The 17192-nt window shown below is 69.2% G+C and carries 14 protein-coding genes and 1 pseudogene; 5 read left to right on the forward strand and 10 right to left on the reverse strand.

Annotation, left to right across the window (positions count from 1 at the left end; genetic code table 11):
- Positions 1–100: 100 nt before the first annotated feature.
- The 4 genes from ACZ6MA_RS27975 to ACZ6MA_RS27990 all read right to left on the reverse strand — a co-directional run bounded on the left by ACZ6MA_RS27975 (position 101) and on the right by ACZ6MA_RS27990 (position 3955).
- Entirely contained in the window at positions 101–607 is a 507-nt protein-coding gene (locus tag ACZ6MA_RS27975; protein WP_469436955.1) for an HD domain-containing protein, read from the reverse strand.
- Between the two features lie 177 nt (positions 608–784).
- Positions 785–1261: an SRPBCC family protein gene (locus ACZ6MA_RS27980; RefSeq protein ID WP_469436957.1), complete on the reverse strand. Its 477-nt coding sequence runs from the start codon at positions 1259–1261 to the stop codon at positions 785–787.
- Between the two features lie 606 nt (positions 1262–1867).
- Complete coding sequence (idi, locus tag ACZ6MA_RS27985) at positions 1868–2452, reverse strand: isopentenyl-diphosphate Delta-isomerase (RefSeq protein WP_469436959.1); 585 nt, start codon at positions 2450–2452, stop codon at positions 1868–1870.
- 210 nt (positions 2453–2662) lie between these two features.
- Positions 2663–3955, reverse strand: a complete 1293-nt coding sequence (locus ACZ6MA_RS27990; protein ID WP_469436961.1) for an MFS transporter — start codon at positions 3953–3955, stop codon at positions 2663–2665.
- A 146-nt stretch (positions 3956–4101) separates the two neighbouring features.
- Here ACZ6MA_RS27990 and ACZ6MA_RS27995 point away from each other — a divergent pair, with 146 nt between their 5' ends.
- Positions 4102–4368, forward strand: coding sequence for an ankyrin repeat domain-containing protein (locus ACZ6MA_RS27995; protein WP_469437076.1), 267 nt, complete (start codon positions 4102–4104; stop codon positions 4366–4368).
- Positions 4369–4572: 204 nt separating this feature from the next.
- On the opposite strand, the gene ACZ6MA_RS28000 is transcribed toward ACZ6MA_RS27995, so the two are convergent.
- From ACZ6MA_RS28000 to ACZ6MA_RS28010, 3 genes and pseudogenes are all read right to left on the reverse strand, one after another.
- Positions 4573–5133: a GNAT family N-acetyltransferase gene (locus ACZ6MA_RS28000; protein WP_469437077.1), complete on the reverse strand. Its 561-nt coding sequence runs from the start codon at positions 5131–5133 to the stop codon at positions 4573–4575.
- 93 nt (positions 5134–5226) lie between these two features.
- A pseudogene (locus ACZ6MA_RS28005) lies at positions 5227–5604 on the reverse strand (YunG family protein); the annotation flags it as partial.
- Positions 5605–5780: 176 nt separating this feature from the next.
- On the reverse strand, positions 5781–6818 hold the full coding sequence (locus tag ACZ6MA_RS28010; RefSeq protein ID WP_469436963.1) for a GlxA family transcriptional regulator: 1038 nt from the start codon (positions 6816–6818) through the stop codon (positions 5781–5783).
- 74 nt (positions 6819–6892) lie between these two features.
- Here ACZ6MA_RS28010 and ACZ6MA_RS28015 point away from each other — a divergent pair, with 74 nt between their 5' ends.
- Both ACZ6MA_RS28015 and ACZ6MA_RS28020 read left to right on the forward strand, forming a co-directional pair.
- Positions 6893–7480: a cysteine hydrolase family protein gene (locus tag ACZ6MA_RS28015; RefSeq protein WP_469436965.1), complete on the forward strand. Its 588-nt coding sequence runs from the start codon at positions 6893–6895 to the stop codon at positions 7478–7480.
- 979 nt (positions 7481–8459) lie between these two features.
- Positions 8460–9269, forward strand: a complete 810-nt coding sequence (locus ACZ6MA_RS28020) for an AAC(3) family N-acetyltransferase (protein ID WP_469436966.1) — start codon at positions 8460–8462, stop codon at positions 9267–9269.
- Between the two features lie 26 nt (positions 9270–9295).
- On the opposite strand, the gene ACZ6MA_RS28025 is transcribed toward ACZ6MA_RS28020, so the two are convergent.
- Complete coding sequence (locus ACZ6MA_RS28025; protein WP_469436968.1) at positions 9296–9889, reverse strand: MBL fold metallo-hydrolase; 594 nt, start codon at positions 9887–9889, stop codon at positions 9296–9298.
- Between the two features lie 91 nt (positions 9890–9980).
- Between ACZ6MA_RS28025 and ACZ6MA_RS28030 the strand changes: the two genes are divergently transcribed.
- Complete coding sequence (locus ACZ6MA_RS28030) at positions 9981–10937, forward strand: GlxA family transcriptional regulator (protein WP_469436970.1); 957 nt, start codon at positions 9981–9983, stop codon at positions 10935–10937.
- A gap of 66 nt (positions 10938–11003) precedes the next feature.
- On the opposite strand, the gene ACZ6MA_RS28035 is transcribed toward ACZ6MA_RS28030, so the two are convergent.
- The gene (locus ACZ6MA_RS28035; protein ID WP_469436972.1) at positions 11004–14894 is read right to left on the reverse strand and encodes an nSTAND1 domain-containing NTPase; all 3891 of its coding nucleotides are present in this window, start codon (positions 14892–14894) and stop codon (positions 11004–11006) included.
- A 17-nt stretch (positions 14895–14911) separates the two neighbouring features.
- On the reverse strand, positions 14912–15523 hold the full coding sequence (locus ACZ6MA_RS28040; protein ID WP_469436973.1) for a TetR/AcrR family transcriptional regulator: 612 nt from the start codon (positions 15521–15523) through the stop codon (positions 14912–14914).
- A gap of 88 nt (positions 15524–15611) precedes the next feature.
- Here ACZ6MA_RS28040 and ACZ6MA_RS28045 point away from each other — a divergent pair, with 88 nt between their 5' ends.
- Positions 15612–17165, forward strand: a complete 1554-nt coding sequence (locus ACZ6MA_RS28045; protein ID WP_469436975.1) for a carboxylesterase/lipase family protein — start codon at positions 15612–15614, stop codon at positions 17163–17165.
- Positions 17166–17192: the final 27 nt, after the last annotated feature.

Here is a 17192-nt window from a genome sequence, read left to right on the forward strand (position 1 = left end):
GGAAAATCGGATATCAGGCTTTATTGTGAGCTAACGGGTGTCCGGGGGAGTCCCGTCGGCGGCCGACGACCAGTGGGAACCGGCTGAGCCAATCCTCCGGTCATGGGCATGCGTCCAGCTCTGAAAGCAGCGAGGGGTTGACGATGCGGACGATGGCTTCGATGTCCGCCTTACGCGCGGCGGGCCAGAGCACGGCGCGCGCGGCTCGGTACTTGTCGGCGAGGTCTCGCTGTCGGACGGGCGGCAGCTGGGCAGACCTGTCGGGGTGGGAGTTGTGAGCGTTGTCGGCGATCTTCACGAGCGTCGCCTGGGCGTCGCCCGTGATGCGTCGCATCTTCTCCGCGTAGGAGGTGCCCGGCTGATTGGTCACCGTCTCCACGATCTCCACGACCCGTACGGGGATACCGACGGCCCGCAACTGCTCCGCGGTCCAGTCGGTGTCCTCGATGATGTCGTGCAGGAGACCAGCCATGACGAGTTCGTCACCGAAGGGTTCGAGCCCGGCGGCCACGGCGCGGACATGCTCGATGTACGGCACGCCGATCTTGTCGACCTGACCGGCGTGCGCGCGGTCGGCCAGGAAGTCGACCTCGTTGACGGACGTCACATCTGCTCCTCGGTGTTGCTGTCCATCGTCCACCGGGGTCAGGCCTTTCACGTCGCGGACCGACGGCAGCGGTTCGGCCGGGGGCTCACTGGGCGTTGCTCAGGGCGAAGCGGGCGTCGACCGGTACCGCCCGCAACCGGTGGCTCCGGTACTGATGGTCATCCAGGTCGGACGACATTACCTACCGGCGACGAGCCCGGCCAAGTGGTGCAGCGAGTCGCCGAGATGCCCGGGACCGAACGGCGGGAACCGGAGATACTCACGGATGGACTGCGGCACCGCCGACCAGTCGTAGGTGAGCGTCACCTCAGTCTCGGACGGCCCGAGTGGCGTGAGGTCGTAACGCCAGAACCAGCCGCCGAACTCCAACCGGCCGTCGCTCTTCTCCTGCCCTGTCAGCCAGCCGATGGCGTGCGGCGGGTCCAGTACCTGGACCTTGTTGGCCACCTGGTAGTCACCGTTCGGATGGTCGGCGTGATACATGTCCATCCGGAAAATCTGCCCCACCTCGGTCAGGGGCGCCCGGTCGACAGCTTCCTGGACCCAGCCGGTGCCGTCGATCGCGGAATGGGCCGTCGGGTCCGCCAGCACCGCGAACACCTTGGCGGCGGGCACGGCGACCGTCAGTGTGGCGCTCACGTTCTCCTGGTCCACGGTGTGCACGCTCCTTGCCATCTCGTCTCCGGCCTCCCGCAGGCACGGAGGGGGGGACGTTCCCCACGTGCGAACGACGCGATGAGCAGACAACTCAGCGGTCGTAGGTCCGAAGAGGCAGTCTCACTCACACAGACCCCACGACACGTCACCGCGACCAGACTGTGACCGGCAAGGCCCCCGACGGGCGCACGGTGATGAGTGTCTTCCGGGGGTACACACGGTGCATGAAGGTGGATGCGGGGCGCATCGGCCTAGGGCGTGTCCGGCGGATCTTCGGCTACCGGCCGTCTTTGCCGCCTGCGGCGGCGAGCGCCCTGCGGGCGCGTCGTCAAGCTCCCCCAGCGGGCTAAATACCAGCCCGTCCGGCGATTGAGGACACCGCCGCGCAGCGGTGGTGCGGACGCCACGGGCCGCAGCGTCCGCCCACATGATCCGCCGGACACGGCCTAGTCGAGGAAGAGAGCGACCTGCTCATTCCCGATGCGGTGGAGCCCGGCGAGGATGGCGGCGTCCCGCCTGCCGTGCTCGGTCGTCAGGACGCCGCGGTCGTCGCCGGTGGTGAAGACCTCCTCCGGCAGGCAGGGGCAGCGGGCGGCATCTGGGTCAGATCAGCTCCGCGAACCGCGGGTGGGTACGGGCCACGGCCCAGGTCGGACCGAGCCAGGCACCGTAGCCCTCGCCCGGGACCGCGGTGAGACGGTCCAGCTCGCCCGGAGTGACCCAGCGCCATGCGCCGATCTCGCCGGGATCGGGCACCGGGTCGGTGGGGATGCGGCCGACCAGAACGTGGTTGAACTCGGTGTCGACCTGAGCGGACGCGGGGTCGGGAACCCAATAGGTGCAAGGCCCCGCATGGTCCGCCTCCTCCGGGTGGACGCCGAGTTCCTCGCGGACACGGCGCCGCGCAGTCAGCACGACGTCCTCGCCCGGCAGGGCGTGCCCGCAGCACGACGGTCCCCAGATGCCCGGGAAGCGGATCTTCGTCGTGGCGCGGCGCTGCAGGAGGATGCCGCCTGAGGAGTCGACCAGGAAGATGGAGAAGGCCCGGTGGAGCCGGCCGGGCCTCGCGTGGGCATCCTCGACCGTCGTCTGCCCGATCGAGGTGCCCGCGGCGTCCACCAGGTCGACCAGGTTGCGTTCCCGGGCACGTTGCTGCTGGGCGACCTCTGCGGCTGCTGACGCCGTCATCTGACCTCCGAGAGATGCGGGACGTTCTGAGGGAAAGACGCTGGGCGTATCCCATCAAGGCCGTTTTGACGGTCAGGAGCAAGAAGCGCACAGGAACACACGCGGGTCACGGAGGTGCGCGGGCGCACACCGTAGACGTGTTTCAGGACTTGCGCGCCCGGGGCTGAAAGGGAGAGCGAGGCAGCCGGAAAGGGCTGCTGATCAATACACCTAGGCGGTTTCCCTTAGGTCGCCCTGAGGGTCGGCAGAGGGTGACGGCGAGGTCGGCTCGCCTGTGGGGCCGGGGAGCGTCGGTGCCTCGGCCTCGCGTAGCCGCGCGAAGGGCACGGCCGGGACGAGCGAGAGAGCGACCACTCCTCCCAGGAGGAGAGCGAACCACGCACCGGAATGGTCGATGACGATTCCCGCTGCCGCGGACGCCAGGGATGCGCCGAGGTTGACGGAAGTGTTGATCCATGTCGACCCTTCCGTCCGGCTCGATTCCGGAACGATGGTGTCGGCGATGAGGTACCCGGTGATGAGGGACGGAGAGACGAAAAGACCGACGACGACGAGACCGGCGGCGAAGAGCCCGAGTGTGTGCAGCTGGGACACGAGAACCGCGGCCAGCGCCATCGCGACGCACAGGGCGAACAGCCGCGGCCCGAGCCCCGACGTGAGCTTCAGCTGGCCGTAGACGAATCCTCCAAGAGCACTTCCCCCGGCGAAGGCCGCCAGGAGCCAGCCCGAAAGCGCGGCGGCATCGCGTTGCGCGGCTGCTGCCGGCGCGGCGATCTCGGCGACGCCGAGTATGCCGCCGACGCCCAAGAGGACGAACAACACCCGTGCGAAACCCGGCTGGCCGAGCGGACGATCCGCTCGTGCGACGCTCTCGCGCGTACCGCGCAGGGCACCCGACAACGCGCTGGACGCCATGGCCGCCGTGCCGAGCATGACCGCTGCCGCGGTGACCCAGAGCCCGGTACTGGGAGAAGTGACCGTGATGATCGCCGTTATGACCACAGGGCCGCCGACGAAGAGGAGTTCCTCACACACGGCGTCGAGGCTGAATGCCTTCGTCCGCTGGTCGCCGGCCGTCGTGAGTGATGCCCAGATCGTGCGCATCGCCGCGCCCAGGGGTGGTGATGTCAGGCCAGCCAACGCACTGAGCACGAAAATCCAGATGCCCGTGCCCGTGCCCGTGCCCGTGCCCGTGCCCGTGGCCGTGGCCTTGGCCGCGTCCGTAAGGAGTGCGAGAGTGATGTAACCCGCAGCTTGGGCCGCCGCCATGACGGTGAGCGCGAGGCGCTGCCCGAACCGGTCGACGGCCCGGGCACGCCAGGGGGCGGCGATGACGTTCGCGATTCCGAACACCGCTGTGGCGAAGCCGGCTTGTGTGTACGACCCCGTACTTTGCCGGACGGCGAGAAGGAGCGCGAGACCCCCCATTGCCAGAGCGGACCGCCCGATCAGGGCGGGGAGGAAGGTGCGAAGCGCACCAGGAAGCAGAAGTATCGCGAGCACGAAGGGTCTCCGGTGATGTGCGACCGGCGTTATGGCGCGGCCGCCGAAGGCTGACAGTTGCCGAAGTCCGGAGGCGTGCGGGACCGCACCCTCAACGGATCAGAACCTGGGCGGGAGTGACCCAGGACCGTCAGATGAACATCACGATGAACATTCGGGGAGAGTACCAAACCTCCGCGGCTGCTGGCGGCGTGAACTCGGTAACGCGACTTCTGCAGCAGGGTGCTGTGGTGGATGCGCCGGACGCCGGAGGGCGTACGGCGCTGGATATGGCGGCGTGGCGAGGACACTTCGATGTCGTCCGCCGCGGCCAGGTTCGGGCAGGCACAGATGGTGCACCACCTGCTCAGCCGCGGCGCCACGGACGGCTCGGCCTCTATCTGACCCTCCGACGCTCTCCGGGAGAGAAGTAGAAGCCCAGAACGAGGCGTAAAGAGTGAAGCAAAGGAGGAATGTGCCGGAGGGTCAGCAATTGGAGGGAACGGCGGCATCGGTGGGTACGGCGGCCAGGGCGGCAGAGGCGGTACGGCCCCCGTAGCACACCACTACATCGGGTAATCGGGTGAGCGGGGGCAGCCAGGAGGCGACGGCACTGCCGGGAGAAAGGTGGTTGACGTCTAGCGTCGCTGTTCCCACTCGGTCCGGTTGAGTTCGTATTCGACCTCACCGTGCTCGGAGCCTTCGATGGCCTCCGGCCAGTCCCCGGTGAAGTGCTGGACGAAGGACAGGCCCGACTTCTCCATCACGCGGCGGGAACGAGTGTTGACGGCCATCGTGTTCGCCGTGACCCGCTCGACCTCCAGGTCCGTGAACCCCTTGTGGATCAGGGCCCGGGAGCCTTCGGTGGCGTAGCCGTTTCCCCAGGCCGCCTGGTTCAACCGGTAGCCGAGTTCCACCACGGCGGGACTGTGCTCCTCCAGCGGCCGGAACTCGAACCAGCCCAGGAAGGCGTCGGTGGTCTTCTCCTGCGCGGCCCAGTATCCGCGGGTTCCCCAGCACGGGTAGTCGTGCTGGAGTCGCGGCAGGGTCCGCGTCTCGATCGCCTCGCGTGTGGTGGGACGGCCACCGTTGATGAAGCGCATGACCTCGGGGTCGTTGTCCAGGGCGAGCAGGTAGTCGGTGTCGGCCGCTGTCAACGCACGCAGGATGAGCCGGTCGGTTTCCAGGAAGCTGGTCATGCCGCGATCTTCACCACGGGGCGACCGGACGTGCCACCGGTTTTCCGACCGGCGGCAGCCGACGGGCATCGGTCGGGTAGCGTGCCGGCCATTGAGCTTGTCCAACACACGCTCACGGAGAAGTTCATACTCCTCACGGAGCCTGCACCACTCGGTCACGGGCGGGCGAGGAATCACGATGCCCCCGGTGACGATCTCCTCCGGCCCGAACTGCTCGCGGGTGAGGTCGATCTCGATGCCCATGCCCAGACGGTTCCACCAGTGGTAGTCCACCCGCTCACCGCCGACGTGGACTTCTCCCCGGATCAACTCGCCCCCCAGCAGGTCGTTGAGCACCATGGCGGTCACCCCGCACTGGTCCCGGGCCGGATTGTTCTCGGTCCAGCGCGACCGGAACTCAGGCGTGCATGTCTCGGCACTCCAACTGCCGCGAACGGCTCGTTCGATGTCGGTGAGAAGCAACGGTGTCATGCCGATGATCCTGCCAGCAGGCACTGACATTAAAAGCCGGGCGCCGACAGACATGCCCAGCGATCCCGGGCACGGTAGGGCGGGGCGGGGGAGCGGCATGGGCGCCGTCGCTGCCGAGGAGAGTTGCGTTTCCGATGTCACGCGCCCCTCACCAACGGTCCCTCGCGCGAGCCGGATCAACGATCGGCTGCCGAAGGGTGGGCGTCATGGCCGGCCCGCGATGAACGTCTTTGTCCGGAGGGCGGTTGTTCGGCGAACGAGGTGCGGTAGGCGCGTGGGCTGGTCGCCAGGCGGGCTGCGAAGTGCTGACGCATGGTGACCTCGCTGCCGAAGCCCGACCGACGGGCGATCTCGGGCATGGGCAGGTCGGTGCGTTCGAGGAGTTTCTGGGCTTTCGCGATGCGGTGGTCCACAAGCCAGCGCAGTGGGGTGGTTCCGGTGGCGGCCGTGAAGTGCCGGGCGAAGGAGCGCGGTGACATCCCGGCGCGGGCGGCGAGCGCGGATACGGTGAGCGGTTCGTGGAGATGGGCCAGGGCGAAGGCGCGGACCTGGGCCAGTGCGTCCGCGTCGCGTGCGGCGTGCGGCGTCGGTTGTTCGATGAACTGGGCCTGGGTGCCGGTCCGGAACGGTGCGGTGACCATGGACCGGGCGATGGTCGCGGCCACTTCCGCGCCGTGCGTGGTGCGCACCAGGTGCAGACACAGGTCGATACCGGCAGCGGTGCCGGCGGCCGTCCACAGGTTGCTGTCCTCGACGAACAGGGCGTCCGGCTCGACCCGCACCCGTGGGTGCCGGGTCCGCAGCAGGTCGGCCAGGGCCCAGTGGGTCAGTGCCCGGCGGCCGTCCAGCAGGCCCGCCTGGGCGAGAGTGAACGCCCCGCCGCACAGCGCGGCGATGGTGGTGCCCCGGGCGTGGGCGCGGCGCAGTGCCGCGAGGACCGGATCGGGTGCCGGGGTGTCGTGGTCGTCCAGACCCGGCACCAGGATCAGCTCGGCACGGGGCAGCCAGGCGAGAGTGCGGTCCGGTGTGAGCGCGAGCCCGCCGCGCATCGGTACCGGCTCGGGGCCCGCGGCCACCCGGCGCAGCTCGAAGGCGGGCACCCCGCGGTCAGTGCGGTCCGCTCCCCATACCTCGGTGATCACCGAGACGTCGAAGGCCCGGATGCCGGGGAAGGCGAGCAGGGCGATGCGGTGGGTGGGGGCTGGTTGCGTCACGATGGCAGTAAACCATCGAACGCTGTCTTTCTGCCTGCTGTGAACCGGCTCGGCCCGGCGGCAGGATCGTGGGCATGGAGATCACACAGAACGCGGCGCTGGTAGTGGTGGACGTGCAGAAGGGCTTCGACGACTCGGAGTTCTGGGGCCCGCGCAACAACCCGGCCGCCGACGAGAACATCGCTGCGCTGATCGCGGCCTGGCAGGACACGGACCGGCCGGTCGTCTTCGTACGCCACGATTCCAGCAAGCCCGGCTCGCCCCTGCGGACCGGGTATGAGGGCAACGGCTTCAAGGAGTACGTCGAGGAACGGCGTGGCAAGGGCGGCGGGCCGGAGCTGCTGGTCACCAAGTCCGTGAACTCGGCGTTCTACGGCACCCCCGACCTTGACGACTGGTTCAAGGCGGCGGGCATCACCCAGGTCGTCCTGACCGGCATCCAGACCAACATGTGCGTGGAGACCACCGCCCGCATGGGCGGAAACCTCGGCTACGACATGGTGGTCGCCCTCGACGCCACCCACACTTTCGATCTGACCGGCCCGAACGGCTGGCGCCTGACAGCCGACGAACTGGCCCGGGCGAGCGCCGTCTCCCTGCACGGCGGGGGTTTCGCCCGAGTGGTGACGACCGGTGAGCTGGTGGCTTCCGTCCGCCCCTGACCTCTCGGAACAGGGGTGTGGCCCACTCCGCCGCGCACCGGTCGGGTCCATGATTCAGTGGCACCCGGCCGACGGATCGGACGGTGACGGTGTCGGGCGGCACGCCTGTCCGAAGTGTGCCGCGCGGCCCGGCCCGGCGCGCCGCCCCCGGCGCCGACGGACCCGGGCTCGCCGAGCGCGGTGCGGTCATCCGCCTCGGCTACGCGGCTGCTCCACATGCGCTCCGCCGCCGCGCTGGCGAAGAGTCCGTCGCGCAGATCCAGCCAGAGGCAACGCCCCTCTTGTGGGTGATTCCCCTTCAGGGGGTAACGGGAGACGCTTGTTCGGCTGGTGGCGGCTTTCTCCGGGCCAGCGGCCCTTTGGGGGAAGGGGATCCGACCATGCACGCACTGAGGCGTTCGGTAAGGGTTGCCGCGCTCACCGCCGCGGCGGCGCTGATGGCGGTGACCGGTACGGCCACATCCGCCCGGGCGGCGGAAGGGACGTTCTTCACACTCGTGCCGACACGGGAGCCGAGACCTTCCTCGGCTCGACGCCGACCGGCCCGTGCCTTGCCACCCCGGGTGGCGTCCGCCAGGCGACCAACGACACCGACACGGATGCCCACCTGTACACGAACAGCAGCTGCACATCCTCCAGCAGGTTCCTCGGTTCCCGGCAATCCGACGAGTACGCGGCCCCGTTCCCGACGTACGTCAAGTTCGGCTGAGGCTCATCCGACGCGTCCTCAGCGGAGCCCTGCCGTCACCGCGGGTACCGGCGTCTCCGCCCACGCCTTAACGGCACAGCTACCGGCTCAAGGGCCGGACCGCTGCCGTGGAACGGGACTTGTCACCGGATGACGGTGATCTCCGGAAGAGGTAGCCATCATTCGCCCAGTTCCGTGACGAGAACCCGGCGACTCGACCGCCGGACTCCACTGTCCGGCGCGGTGAAAACCACTGGTACGCGACGCTCAGCCCGTGCACACTCGACGGTTATGTCGATGACGCCCCCTACCGGCCCGATGTGCACGCGCGATTCGCTCGCCTCCGAACTGCGAGACATCGGCCTACGCGCTGGTGAGACCCTCCTCGTGCACTCTTCTCTCAGCTCCCTCGGCTGGGTCTGCGGTGGCCCCGGCGCCGTCGTCCTGGCACTGCTCGATGCCCTTGGCGAGAACGGCACGCTGGTGGTGCCCGCGCACTCCGGAGACAACTCGGACCCCGCCGAGTGGAACAACCCACCCGTGCCCGAGTCGTGGTGGGCGGACATCCGCGCGTCCCTCCCACCTTACGACTCCCGCACCACACCCACCTACGGCGTCGGGACCATTCCGGAGACCGTCCGCAACTGGCCCGGAGCCGTACGCAGTTCTCATCCGCAGACCTCCTTCGCAGCCGTCGGCCCGCGCGCCGCCGCGATCACGGACGGCCACGCGCTGGACTGCCGACTCGGCGAGCGCAGCCCGCTCGCCCGGCTGGAGGAAGCCGGAGCGAGGGTCCTTCTCCTGGGCGCGGGCTTCGAGTCCTGCACGGCGTTCCACCTGGCCGAGTACCGGATTGCCGCGCCGCAGGTCGACAACTCCTTCGCGGTCACGACCCCGCAGGGCCGCCGCTGGACGACCGTCCGCGACACCGCCATCACCTCAGACCGCTTCGACGACCTGGGAGCGGCTTTCGAGAAGGAACGCCCAGTGGTGCGGGCCACAGTGGGCGCGGCCGAGGCCCGGTTGTTCCCCCTGGCCGACGCCGTCGCATACGCCGAAATCTGGCTGGCCGAACACCGGCCGCACGTGGCTTCGACCTGACAAGTCACATCATCCCGAAGTGTCCATCAGCGTGGCACGGTGGCATCCGCCTCGAAGGGGCCGCCATGTCCGGGAACGATCAGGTCCGCGGCGGCCAGGACGCGGAGCCGGGAGGCGCGCAGTCTCTCGCGATCCGGGGCCACGGGGTCGTCCGCGGGGCCGTCCGAGTGCCACCACAGGTCACCGGCGAACGCCACCACACCCGTGTCCGTGCCGGCCAGCAACGTGATGTCCTCGAGGCTGTGTCCCGGGGTGCGGATCAGCCGAAGCGACGGGGTGAGGGCGTAACCCTCCGCGTCCCGGTTCCTCCACTGGTCGCCCAGGTATTCCACCTTGTGGTCGTGGACCCTGGCCCGTCCGAACAGGCCCACGTTCATGGTGTTGTCCGGATGGTGGTGGCTGAGCACCACGTCGGTGATGTCGTCGGGGCCGAGCCCCAACTCCGCGAGGGGGCCGAGGATGTGGTCGCGGCTCGCCACCATGCCGGGGTCGAAGATCACGTGCCGGTCGCCATCGGTGACGTAGGAGACGGTGGCGGCGACTCCGGGACCGGTGGAGCCGACGTAACCGGTGGTGAGGATCGTGTACTTGGCGCTGCGGCCGAGCGGTGCGTCTGTCATGCCCCCATCGTTCCGTGCCGACGCGACCGCCGACGAGTGGCGCTACTGCCTCTCATCGCAGGATTCGTGCCACCCGTGCGACACTGCTGCGATGCCACCCTTCGTGACCGTCGCCGCGTACGTTCCCCCGGGTGCCGGCATGCTCGCCGTCGGCATCGTCGCCGAGGTGTTCGGTCCGCACGGGGAGGGTCTGCCCGGCTTCGACTTCGCGCTCTGTACCGACCGGCCCGGGCCGGTTCCCACCGACCTCGGTGTGCCGCTCATGGTCGAGCACGGCCTGGACCGGTTGGCTGCCGCCGATTTGGTGATCGCGCTGCCATGGGCCGGCTTCCGTACACCGCCGGGCCCCGCCGTGCTGGAGGCGCTGGCGGCCGCGCATGAGGGCGGCTCATTGGTCGCGGCCCACTGCGTCGGTACGTTCGCACTCGCCGCCGCCGGGCTGCTCGCCGGCCGACGGGCCACCACCCACTGGCGGTTCGCGGAGCTGCTGGCCCGCCGCTACCCGGACGTCGTCGTGGACCCCGACGCCCTCTACATCGACGAAGGGCGGATCGTCACCGGTGCGGGAGCCGCCGCGGGTTTTGACCTGTGTCTGCACCTGTTGCGGCGGGAGTACGGGGCCGCGATGGCCAACGCCGTGGCCCGCGACATGGTGCTGCCGTCCCACCGGGACGGCGGTCAGGCCCAGTACCTGACCTCCCCCGTCCCCGAGGACTGCCAGGACGAGCGACTCGCCGAGGTACTCGCCTGGGCCCGCGAGCATCTCCACGAAGCGCTTCCCGTCGCGGAACTGGCCCGACGCGCCGTGATGAGCAAACGGTCCTTCGCCCGCCGCTTCGCCGCCGCGACCGGCACCACCCCGCATGCCTGGCTCCGGGCACTGCGCTTGAGCAGTGCCGAGGAACTCCTGGAAACCACGGATTTGCCGATCGAGGAGATCGCCCACCGGGTCGGCTACGGAAGCGCGGCCGTTCTCCGCGAACAGTTCGTGCGCCGCCGCGGCGTGCCGCCCCGTACCTACCGCCGTTCCTTCACCAACGCGTCGTAGTGAGCAACTGCCTCAGACTCGCGGGCGCAAGGGCTCCCCGGAGGCCAAAGGGGTAGCGAAGGAATGTCAGGGGCAGGGAGTTCCCGTGGGCAGACGGGGGATGGTCCGTTTCCATTGGTGCGTCGTGCTGAGAGTGCAGATGTGGTCCGCGATGGTTTCCGGATCGAGTTCCCATAACCGGACGGTGCGGTCCGTATTGACGCTGGCGAGGGTATGGCCTGCCGGCGAGAAGGCCAGTCCGGTGACGTAACCGCCCGTTCCCGTCAGCGTGGCCACGGCCCGGTGGCTTCGGGTGTCCCACAAGCGAATGGTGCGGTCATATCCCGCGGTGGCCAGAGTGTGCCCGTCGGGAGCGTACGTCAGTTGACTCACGTTTTCCGTGTGGCCGGTAAGTCGGGTGATGCGCCGCTTGGTCTGGGTATCCCACAGAATGATGTCGCACATCGCGGCAGCCAGTGTGCGGCCGTCAGGGCTGAACGCGAGAGAGTAAGCCCTGCAGGACTGACCGTTGCGGGGCAGAGTGCTCGTCACCGTGCGGGAGCGGAGATCCCAGAGCCGGACGGTCGCGTCATAATTGCCGGTGGCGAGGGTGCGTCCGTCCGGTGAGAACGCCACCGAGGCCACGCCGTAGGGTTCACCGCCGAGAACGGCGATCGCACGATGCGAACGCACATCCCACAGGCGGGTGCTGCGGTCGCTGCCGGCAGTTGCCAGCATGCGGCCGTCTGGGCTGAAAGCGGCGGCGCGAAGTTCTCGGGTATGGCCGGTGAGGACGGCCGTTTCCCGATGGTTCCTCATATCCCAGAGGCGGGCGCTCCGGTCATTGCTCGCGGAGGCGAGGGTGCGGCCGTCGGGTGAGAAGACCAGGCTGGTGATGGCGTCGGAATGGCCGGTGAGGCGGGTGACGACACTCCGGGCAACGGTGTCCCAAATGATGATCCCGCCGTGGGAATCGCCGGAGGCCAGAGTGCGCCGGTCGGGGGAGAGCGCCACGGCGGTCGCGTTTCCCTCGCTGCCTGTGAGCGTGCCCGATTTCTTGAAGGTGGCCGCATCCCACAGCTGCAAGGGCGGGGGAGTGCCGCGTTCACCCGACATCGCCGTGGTGGCTATGGTCTGCCCGTCGGGGCTGAAGGCCACTCCGGTCAGCATGCCTGCCCCACTGAGCGTGCTGACGGGCCGGTGCGTGGACGTTTCCCACAGGCGTGCGGTGCCGTCATGACTGGCGGCCGCGACCGTGCGGCCATCGGGAGAGAAGGCCACCGACATGACCACATCGCCATATCCGGTGAAGGTGGCGATCGAGCGGTGGGACCGTACGTCCCACAGCCGTGCGGTTCTGTCCTGGCTTCCGGAGGCGAGGGTGCGCCCGTCGGGGGAAAAGGCCACCGATACCACCGATTCGGTGTGACCTTCGAGGACGGCGCTTTCCTGATGGGACACCATGTCCCAGAGCCGGATCTTCCGGTCGCGGTAAGTGGCTGCCAGCGTGCGCCCGTCCGGTGCGTAGGCGATGCCCGAGACGGAGCTGGTGCCGTCGGTGAGCAGGGCCGTCTGCCGGTGGGTGTCGACGTCCCACACCCGCACGGTGCCGTCATCGCTCACCGCCGCCAGGTTTCGCCCGTCAGGGCTGAAAACCAGATTGTTGACACTGCTGGAGTGACGGGTAAGCGTGGTGATGAGACGGTGGGTGTCCACGTCCCACAGCTTGACCGTTCCGTCCTTGCCGGCAGTGGCGAGCGTGCGCCCATGGGGCGAGAAGGCAACGCCGGCGACTCTGTCGGTGTGCCCGGTCAGGGTCGCGAGAAGCCGGCGTGAGGCGGTGTCCCAGATTTTCGCCGTGTGGTCGTCGCTCACCGTGGCCACGCGGCGGCCGTCGGGGCTGAACGCCAGGCCCCACGCGTCATCCGTATGACTGGTGAGCTGACTGCCGGGAAATTGGGCGTAGGTGCTGAGCAGACTGCTGCGGGCCTCCACCGTGGGGGAACGCCGGTAGGCACCGAGCGCGAGGAGCATCGCGGTCTCCGGCCGGTCGCGCAGCATCACGTCGGCCCGGGCGGCGAGTTCCCGGGAAACGGCGATACGGCGTTGCTCCTGCGCCGCGCCACTTTGCTGAAAGGCGATGGCACCAGCCGTGAGGGACAGCACGAGCAGACCGGCCAGACCGGAGGTCAGTATGCGCAGGCGCCGCAGACGCCGCTTCTCTCTCAGCTTCTCGGCTCTCTCCAGTCCGGTGCTGGCGCTGAGGAACGCCTGCGCCGCCGGGGGGAGAGCGGCTCTCTCGCCGAGGCTCGTCACCGCATCGAGGGCCGCGGCCAGACGGGTGCCACGATAGAGCAGGCTCGTGTCATGCCCCTCGTTCTCCCACGTGGCGGCGGTCTCGGTGAGGGTCTGGCGGATGCACAGACTGGTCCGGTCGTCATCGATCCACTGGCGTAGGCGGGGCCAGGCATGCAGCAACGCTTCATGGGCCAGTTCGACGTGGTCGGCGTCCACGGTAAGCAAGCGGGCCCGGGTGAACGCCTCGATGACCGCCTCCGGATCGCCGGCCTCGAAGGCACCGGCCTCCAGCAGATCGCTGTGCCTTCCCGGCCGGCTCGTCTCCCTGTCCGCACCGACCTGGATCAGCCGCAACAGCAGCTCCCGCGCCACTACTTGCCGCCGCGTGGAGAGGGAAGCGTAGACGCGCTCGGCCGTGGCGGTCACCGCACCGCAGATGCCGCCGGTCAGCCGGTAGCCCTCGACGGTCAAGGTGGCGTTCTCACGATGCTGCCAGGTGCCGAGCAGGGCATGCGACAGCAGGGGAAGCGCTCCGTCGCGGGGTGCACCGCCTCGCGCCGCGCGACCGGGTACGAGCCCGACGTCGCGCAGCAGAATTTCCACCAGCCCCGGTTCCACTTTCAGGCCGGCCTTGCCGGCCGGCCCGGTGATGGCGGCACGCAATTGGGTATCACCCAAGGGCCCCAAGGTGACATGGCCGCGACGCAGGGACGCGGCCAGTCCAGGGAACGCCAGGCAACGATCGTAGAAGTCGGCCCGGACCCCGAGGACGACCAGCGCGGGAGGAATGCGGTCCGCGTCCCCCTCCGGCCGCACCGTCAGGGCCGTCAAGGCCTCCACGAAGGCTGCTTGTTCGTCCTCGTCCTGACAGAGCATGAAGGTCTCTTCGAACTGATCCACCACGACGATCACGGCAGCGGCCTCACCGGCGCCCGGGCCGCCCGCGGCGCCGTCGACCTCCGCGTCCGGGTGGCCGGCGGGCCGCCGGAGGCCGTCCATGGCGGCACGCACCGCTGCGGCGAGAGCGGCCGCGCCCTCCTCCTGCGCCTTGTCCAGCAGGCGGCGGGACGTTCCGGTGGCCAGCGTGATACGCGTCAGAAGCTCGTCGAGAGGATGGTCGCCCGGGGTGAACAGCGCCACCGGCCAGTCCCGTGAACCGGGGACAGGCAGCACTCCGTGCGCGAGAGCCGGTATCAACCCTGCTCTGAGCAGGGAGGATTTCCCCGCTCCCGACGGGGCCATGACCAGCAGGGGCCCCGGTGATCCGAGGCGCTCGGTCAGTTGCGCGATCAGGTCCGCGGTGGCCTCGCTCCGCCCGAAGAACCACCGCGCGTCCCCGGCCCCGTACGGCGAGAGGCCCGGATACGGACAGGCCTCCTCCCGTGTCGTGCGTTTGCGACCCCAGGTCGCCGACGGCACCAGCCGCTCCAAGGCGCCTTCGGCAGCCAGCACCTGGTCGCAGACTCGGGCCAGCTCCATGGTCAGCGGCTTCTCGCCGTTCTCGACCTTGCTCAGATAGCCCTTGCTGTAGAACGCCTGGCGAGCCAGCTCGGCCAGCGTCATGCCCCGTCGACGTCGCAGCTCGCGTAACAACTCCCCGGCACCGGCCGCGGCCGGGCTCGGTAACCCGGCGAGTGACCCGACGGTCGCACTGCCGGGATCGATACCCCTGTCGTCCACCCCTGGCCTATCCCTTCTCAGTCGTTCTGACCATTCGCGGTGAACAGTCTGTCCAGATAAGCATCGATGGCGTTGAGCACGTCCTGAGCCTCGATGACGTTCAGCTCGATGAAGGTGGTGAAGCCGGTGAGGGCGAGGAGCAGGTTGCTCTCGATCACCGGGTCCCGGTCGCGGTCGATGTACCCGTCGGCGATCGCCTGACGGACCAACTGCTCGACCAGAGCGCGCCCTTGGGCGAGGCCGCCGTGCGCCCGCGCGTGGATTTCCTCGTCGTGCAGTGCCTCCAGCACGTAGGCGGCGCTCATCCGGCTGGTCGCGCGGGCATCGGCGTGCAAGGGAAGCATCTCGGTGAGCATCAACCGCAGTACCTCGCGCGGGTGCGGCCGGTCGCCCAGTTTCCGGAGGCCGAGGCCGACGCGCAGGGAAGCCTGCTCGGAGGCGAAGTCCATGGCGAAGGTCAGCATCGCCTGCCGGGAGGTGAAGTAGTGCTGCAGGGCGCCGTGCGTGACGCCCGCCTCCTGTGCGACCTCACGCATGGTCACATGCGTGAAACCGCGCTGCTCGACGACCCGCCAGAGCGCACGGGCGATGGCTTCCCGGCGTTCGCGGTGATCCACCTGCTTGGGCATCGTCGGTCTCCGGGGACGTGTGACATTACGATTGACATATTACACGTGGATGGTAACGCTGGGGGTCCGACGGGAGAAAGGAAGCGACATGCTGCGACAGCCAAGGGTCCGTACCGCGGTGGGTGCGGTCGAGGGCCGCTGGTGGCACGGGCACGCGGTGTTCCGCGGCATCCCCTACGCCCAACCACCCGTAGGCGAACTGCGCTTCGCCGCACCCGTCCCGCCCCGGCCATGGGACGGAACGAGGCAGGCGGCAACGTTCGGTCCCCCGGCGCCGCAGTCCGTACCCGTTCTCGCGAGTCCGGCCAAGGGCACCAATTGGCTGACGCTCAACGTCTGCACTCCGGATCCGGGCGCGGCCGGGCTGCCGGTCCTGGTGTGGATCCACGGAGGCGCTTACATCGCCGGCGCCTCCAGTGACCCGGTGTACGACCCGACGGCGTTGGCCGGGGGCGGACTGGTCGTGGTGAGCGTCAACTACCGCGTAGGCGCGGAGGGATTCGCCCTCCTCGACGGCGCTCCGCCCAACCGCGGATTCCTCGACCAGATCGCGGCCCTGCGCTGGGTGCGACGTCACATCGCCGCCTTCGGCGGAGACCCCGACCGGATCACCCTGGCCGGACAGTCCGCCGGTGCCGGGTCGGTCGCCGCCCTGCTGACGATGAAACCGGCACGCGACCTGTTCCGACGGGCCATCACGCACTCGGTGCCGGGCTGGCACTGCACCCGCGCACTGGCCGAAGACGTCGCCGCCACGCTCGCGGACCGCTGCGGCAGACCGCCCACCGCCGAGGGCCTCCGTGACATCGACCCATGGCGGCTGGCCGAAGAGGTGGCCGCCCTCGGCGCCGACCTTCCCCGCCACCACGCGAGGTGGGGCCGTCTCTCCCAGACCGGTGTCGCCCTGTGCCCCGTCGTCGACGGCGAAGTCCTCACCGAGACGCCTTGGCCCGCGCTGACCAGTGGCCGTACGAGCGGCATCGACCTCCTCGTCGGCCACACGCGCGATGAATTCCGCCTGTTCAGCGTCATGACCGGCCGACTGGGCACGTTCACCGAACGAGAGGCCCGCACCGCCCTGGACCTGTTCGCCCCCGCACCGCACGGCGCTTCCGCCTACCGCGCCGCCTACCCGCAGGCAAGCCCGGAAGAGCTGCTGGAGACGGTGTACTCCGACTCACTGTTCCGGATGCCCTCACAGCAGCTGGCCCGGGCGAACGCACTGGCCGGCGGAACCTCGTTCCTCTTCGAACTGCGACTGCCGTCACCGGCCTCCGGAGGAATTCTGGGGGCCTGCCACAGCCTCGACGTCCCCCTGGCCTTCGGCACGCTCGACAGCCCCACCGGCAGGGAACTCTTCGGCGACCCGCCCAGCCCGGAAGCCCTCGCCGTATCCGGCGAACTCCAGCAGGCCTGGCTCCGATTCGCCACCACCGGCGACCCCGGCTGGGCCGCCCATCACCCCGGCCGGCAGCTCACCCGCGTCCTGGACGCGACATCGACGACCGTGCCCTACCCCGAACAAGCCTCCAGCCGGATCTGGGCGCCGGCCCCCGCGCCGACCTCCTTCGATCTGGTGCCAGAGGGACAGCGACACGCTTCGTGGACTCCCCGCCCGAGCCGAGAGAACGGCCACGCTTGACCTTGCCGCGACGGCAGGGTTTCTACT

Source organism: Streptomyces sp. NPDC042259 (assembly GCF_055582085.1).

Coding starts and splice junctions, on each gene's coding strand:
- ACZ6MA_RS28040 (WP_469436973.1), bottom strand. CDS start 15,523: ATGCCCAAGCAGGTGGATCACCGCGAACGCCGGGAAGCCATCGCCCGT.
- ACZ6MA_RS28045 (WP_469436975.1), top strand. CDS start 15,612: ATGCTGCGACAGCCAAGGGTCCGTACCGCGGTGGGTGCGGTCGAGGGC.
- ACZ6MA_RS28020 (WP_469436966.1), top strand. CDS start 8,460: ATGTCGATGACGCCCCCTACCGGCCCGATGTGCACGCGCGATTCGCTC.
- idi (WP_469436959.1), bottom strand. CDS start 2,452: ATGACGGCGTCAGCAGCCGCAGAGGTCGCCCAGCAGCAACGTGCCCGG.
- ACZ6MA_RS28015 (WP_469436965.1), top strand. CDS start 6,893: ATGGAGATCACACAGAACGCGGCGCTGGTAGTGGTGGACGTGCAGAAG.
- ACZ6MA_RS28000 (WP_469437077.1), bottom strand. CDS start 5,133: ATGACCAGCTTCCTGGAAACCGACCGGCTCATCCTGCGTGCGTTGACA.
- ACZ6MA_RS27995 (WP_469437076.1), top strand. CDS start 4,102: ATGAACATTCGGGGAGAGTACCAAACCTCCGCGGCTGCTGGCGGCGTG.
- ACZ6MA_RS28030 (WP_469436970.1), top strand. CDS start 9,981: ATGCCACCCTTCGTGACCGTCGCCGCGTACGTTCCCCCGGGTGCCGGC.
- ACZ6MA_RS28025 (WP_469436968.1), bottom strand. CDS start 9,889: ATGACAGACGCACCGCTCGGCCGCAGCGCCAAGTACACGATCCTCACC.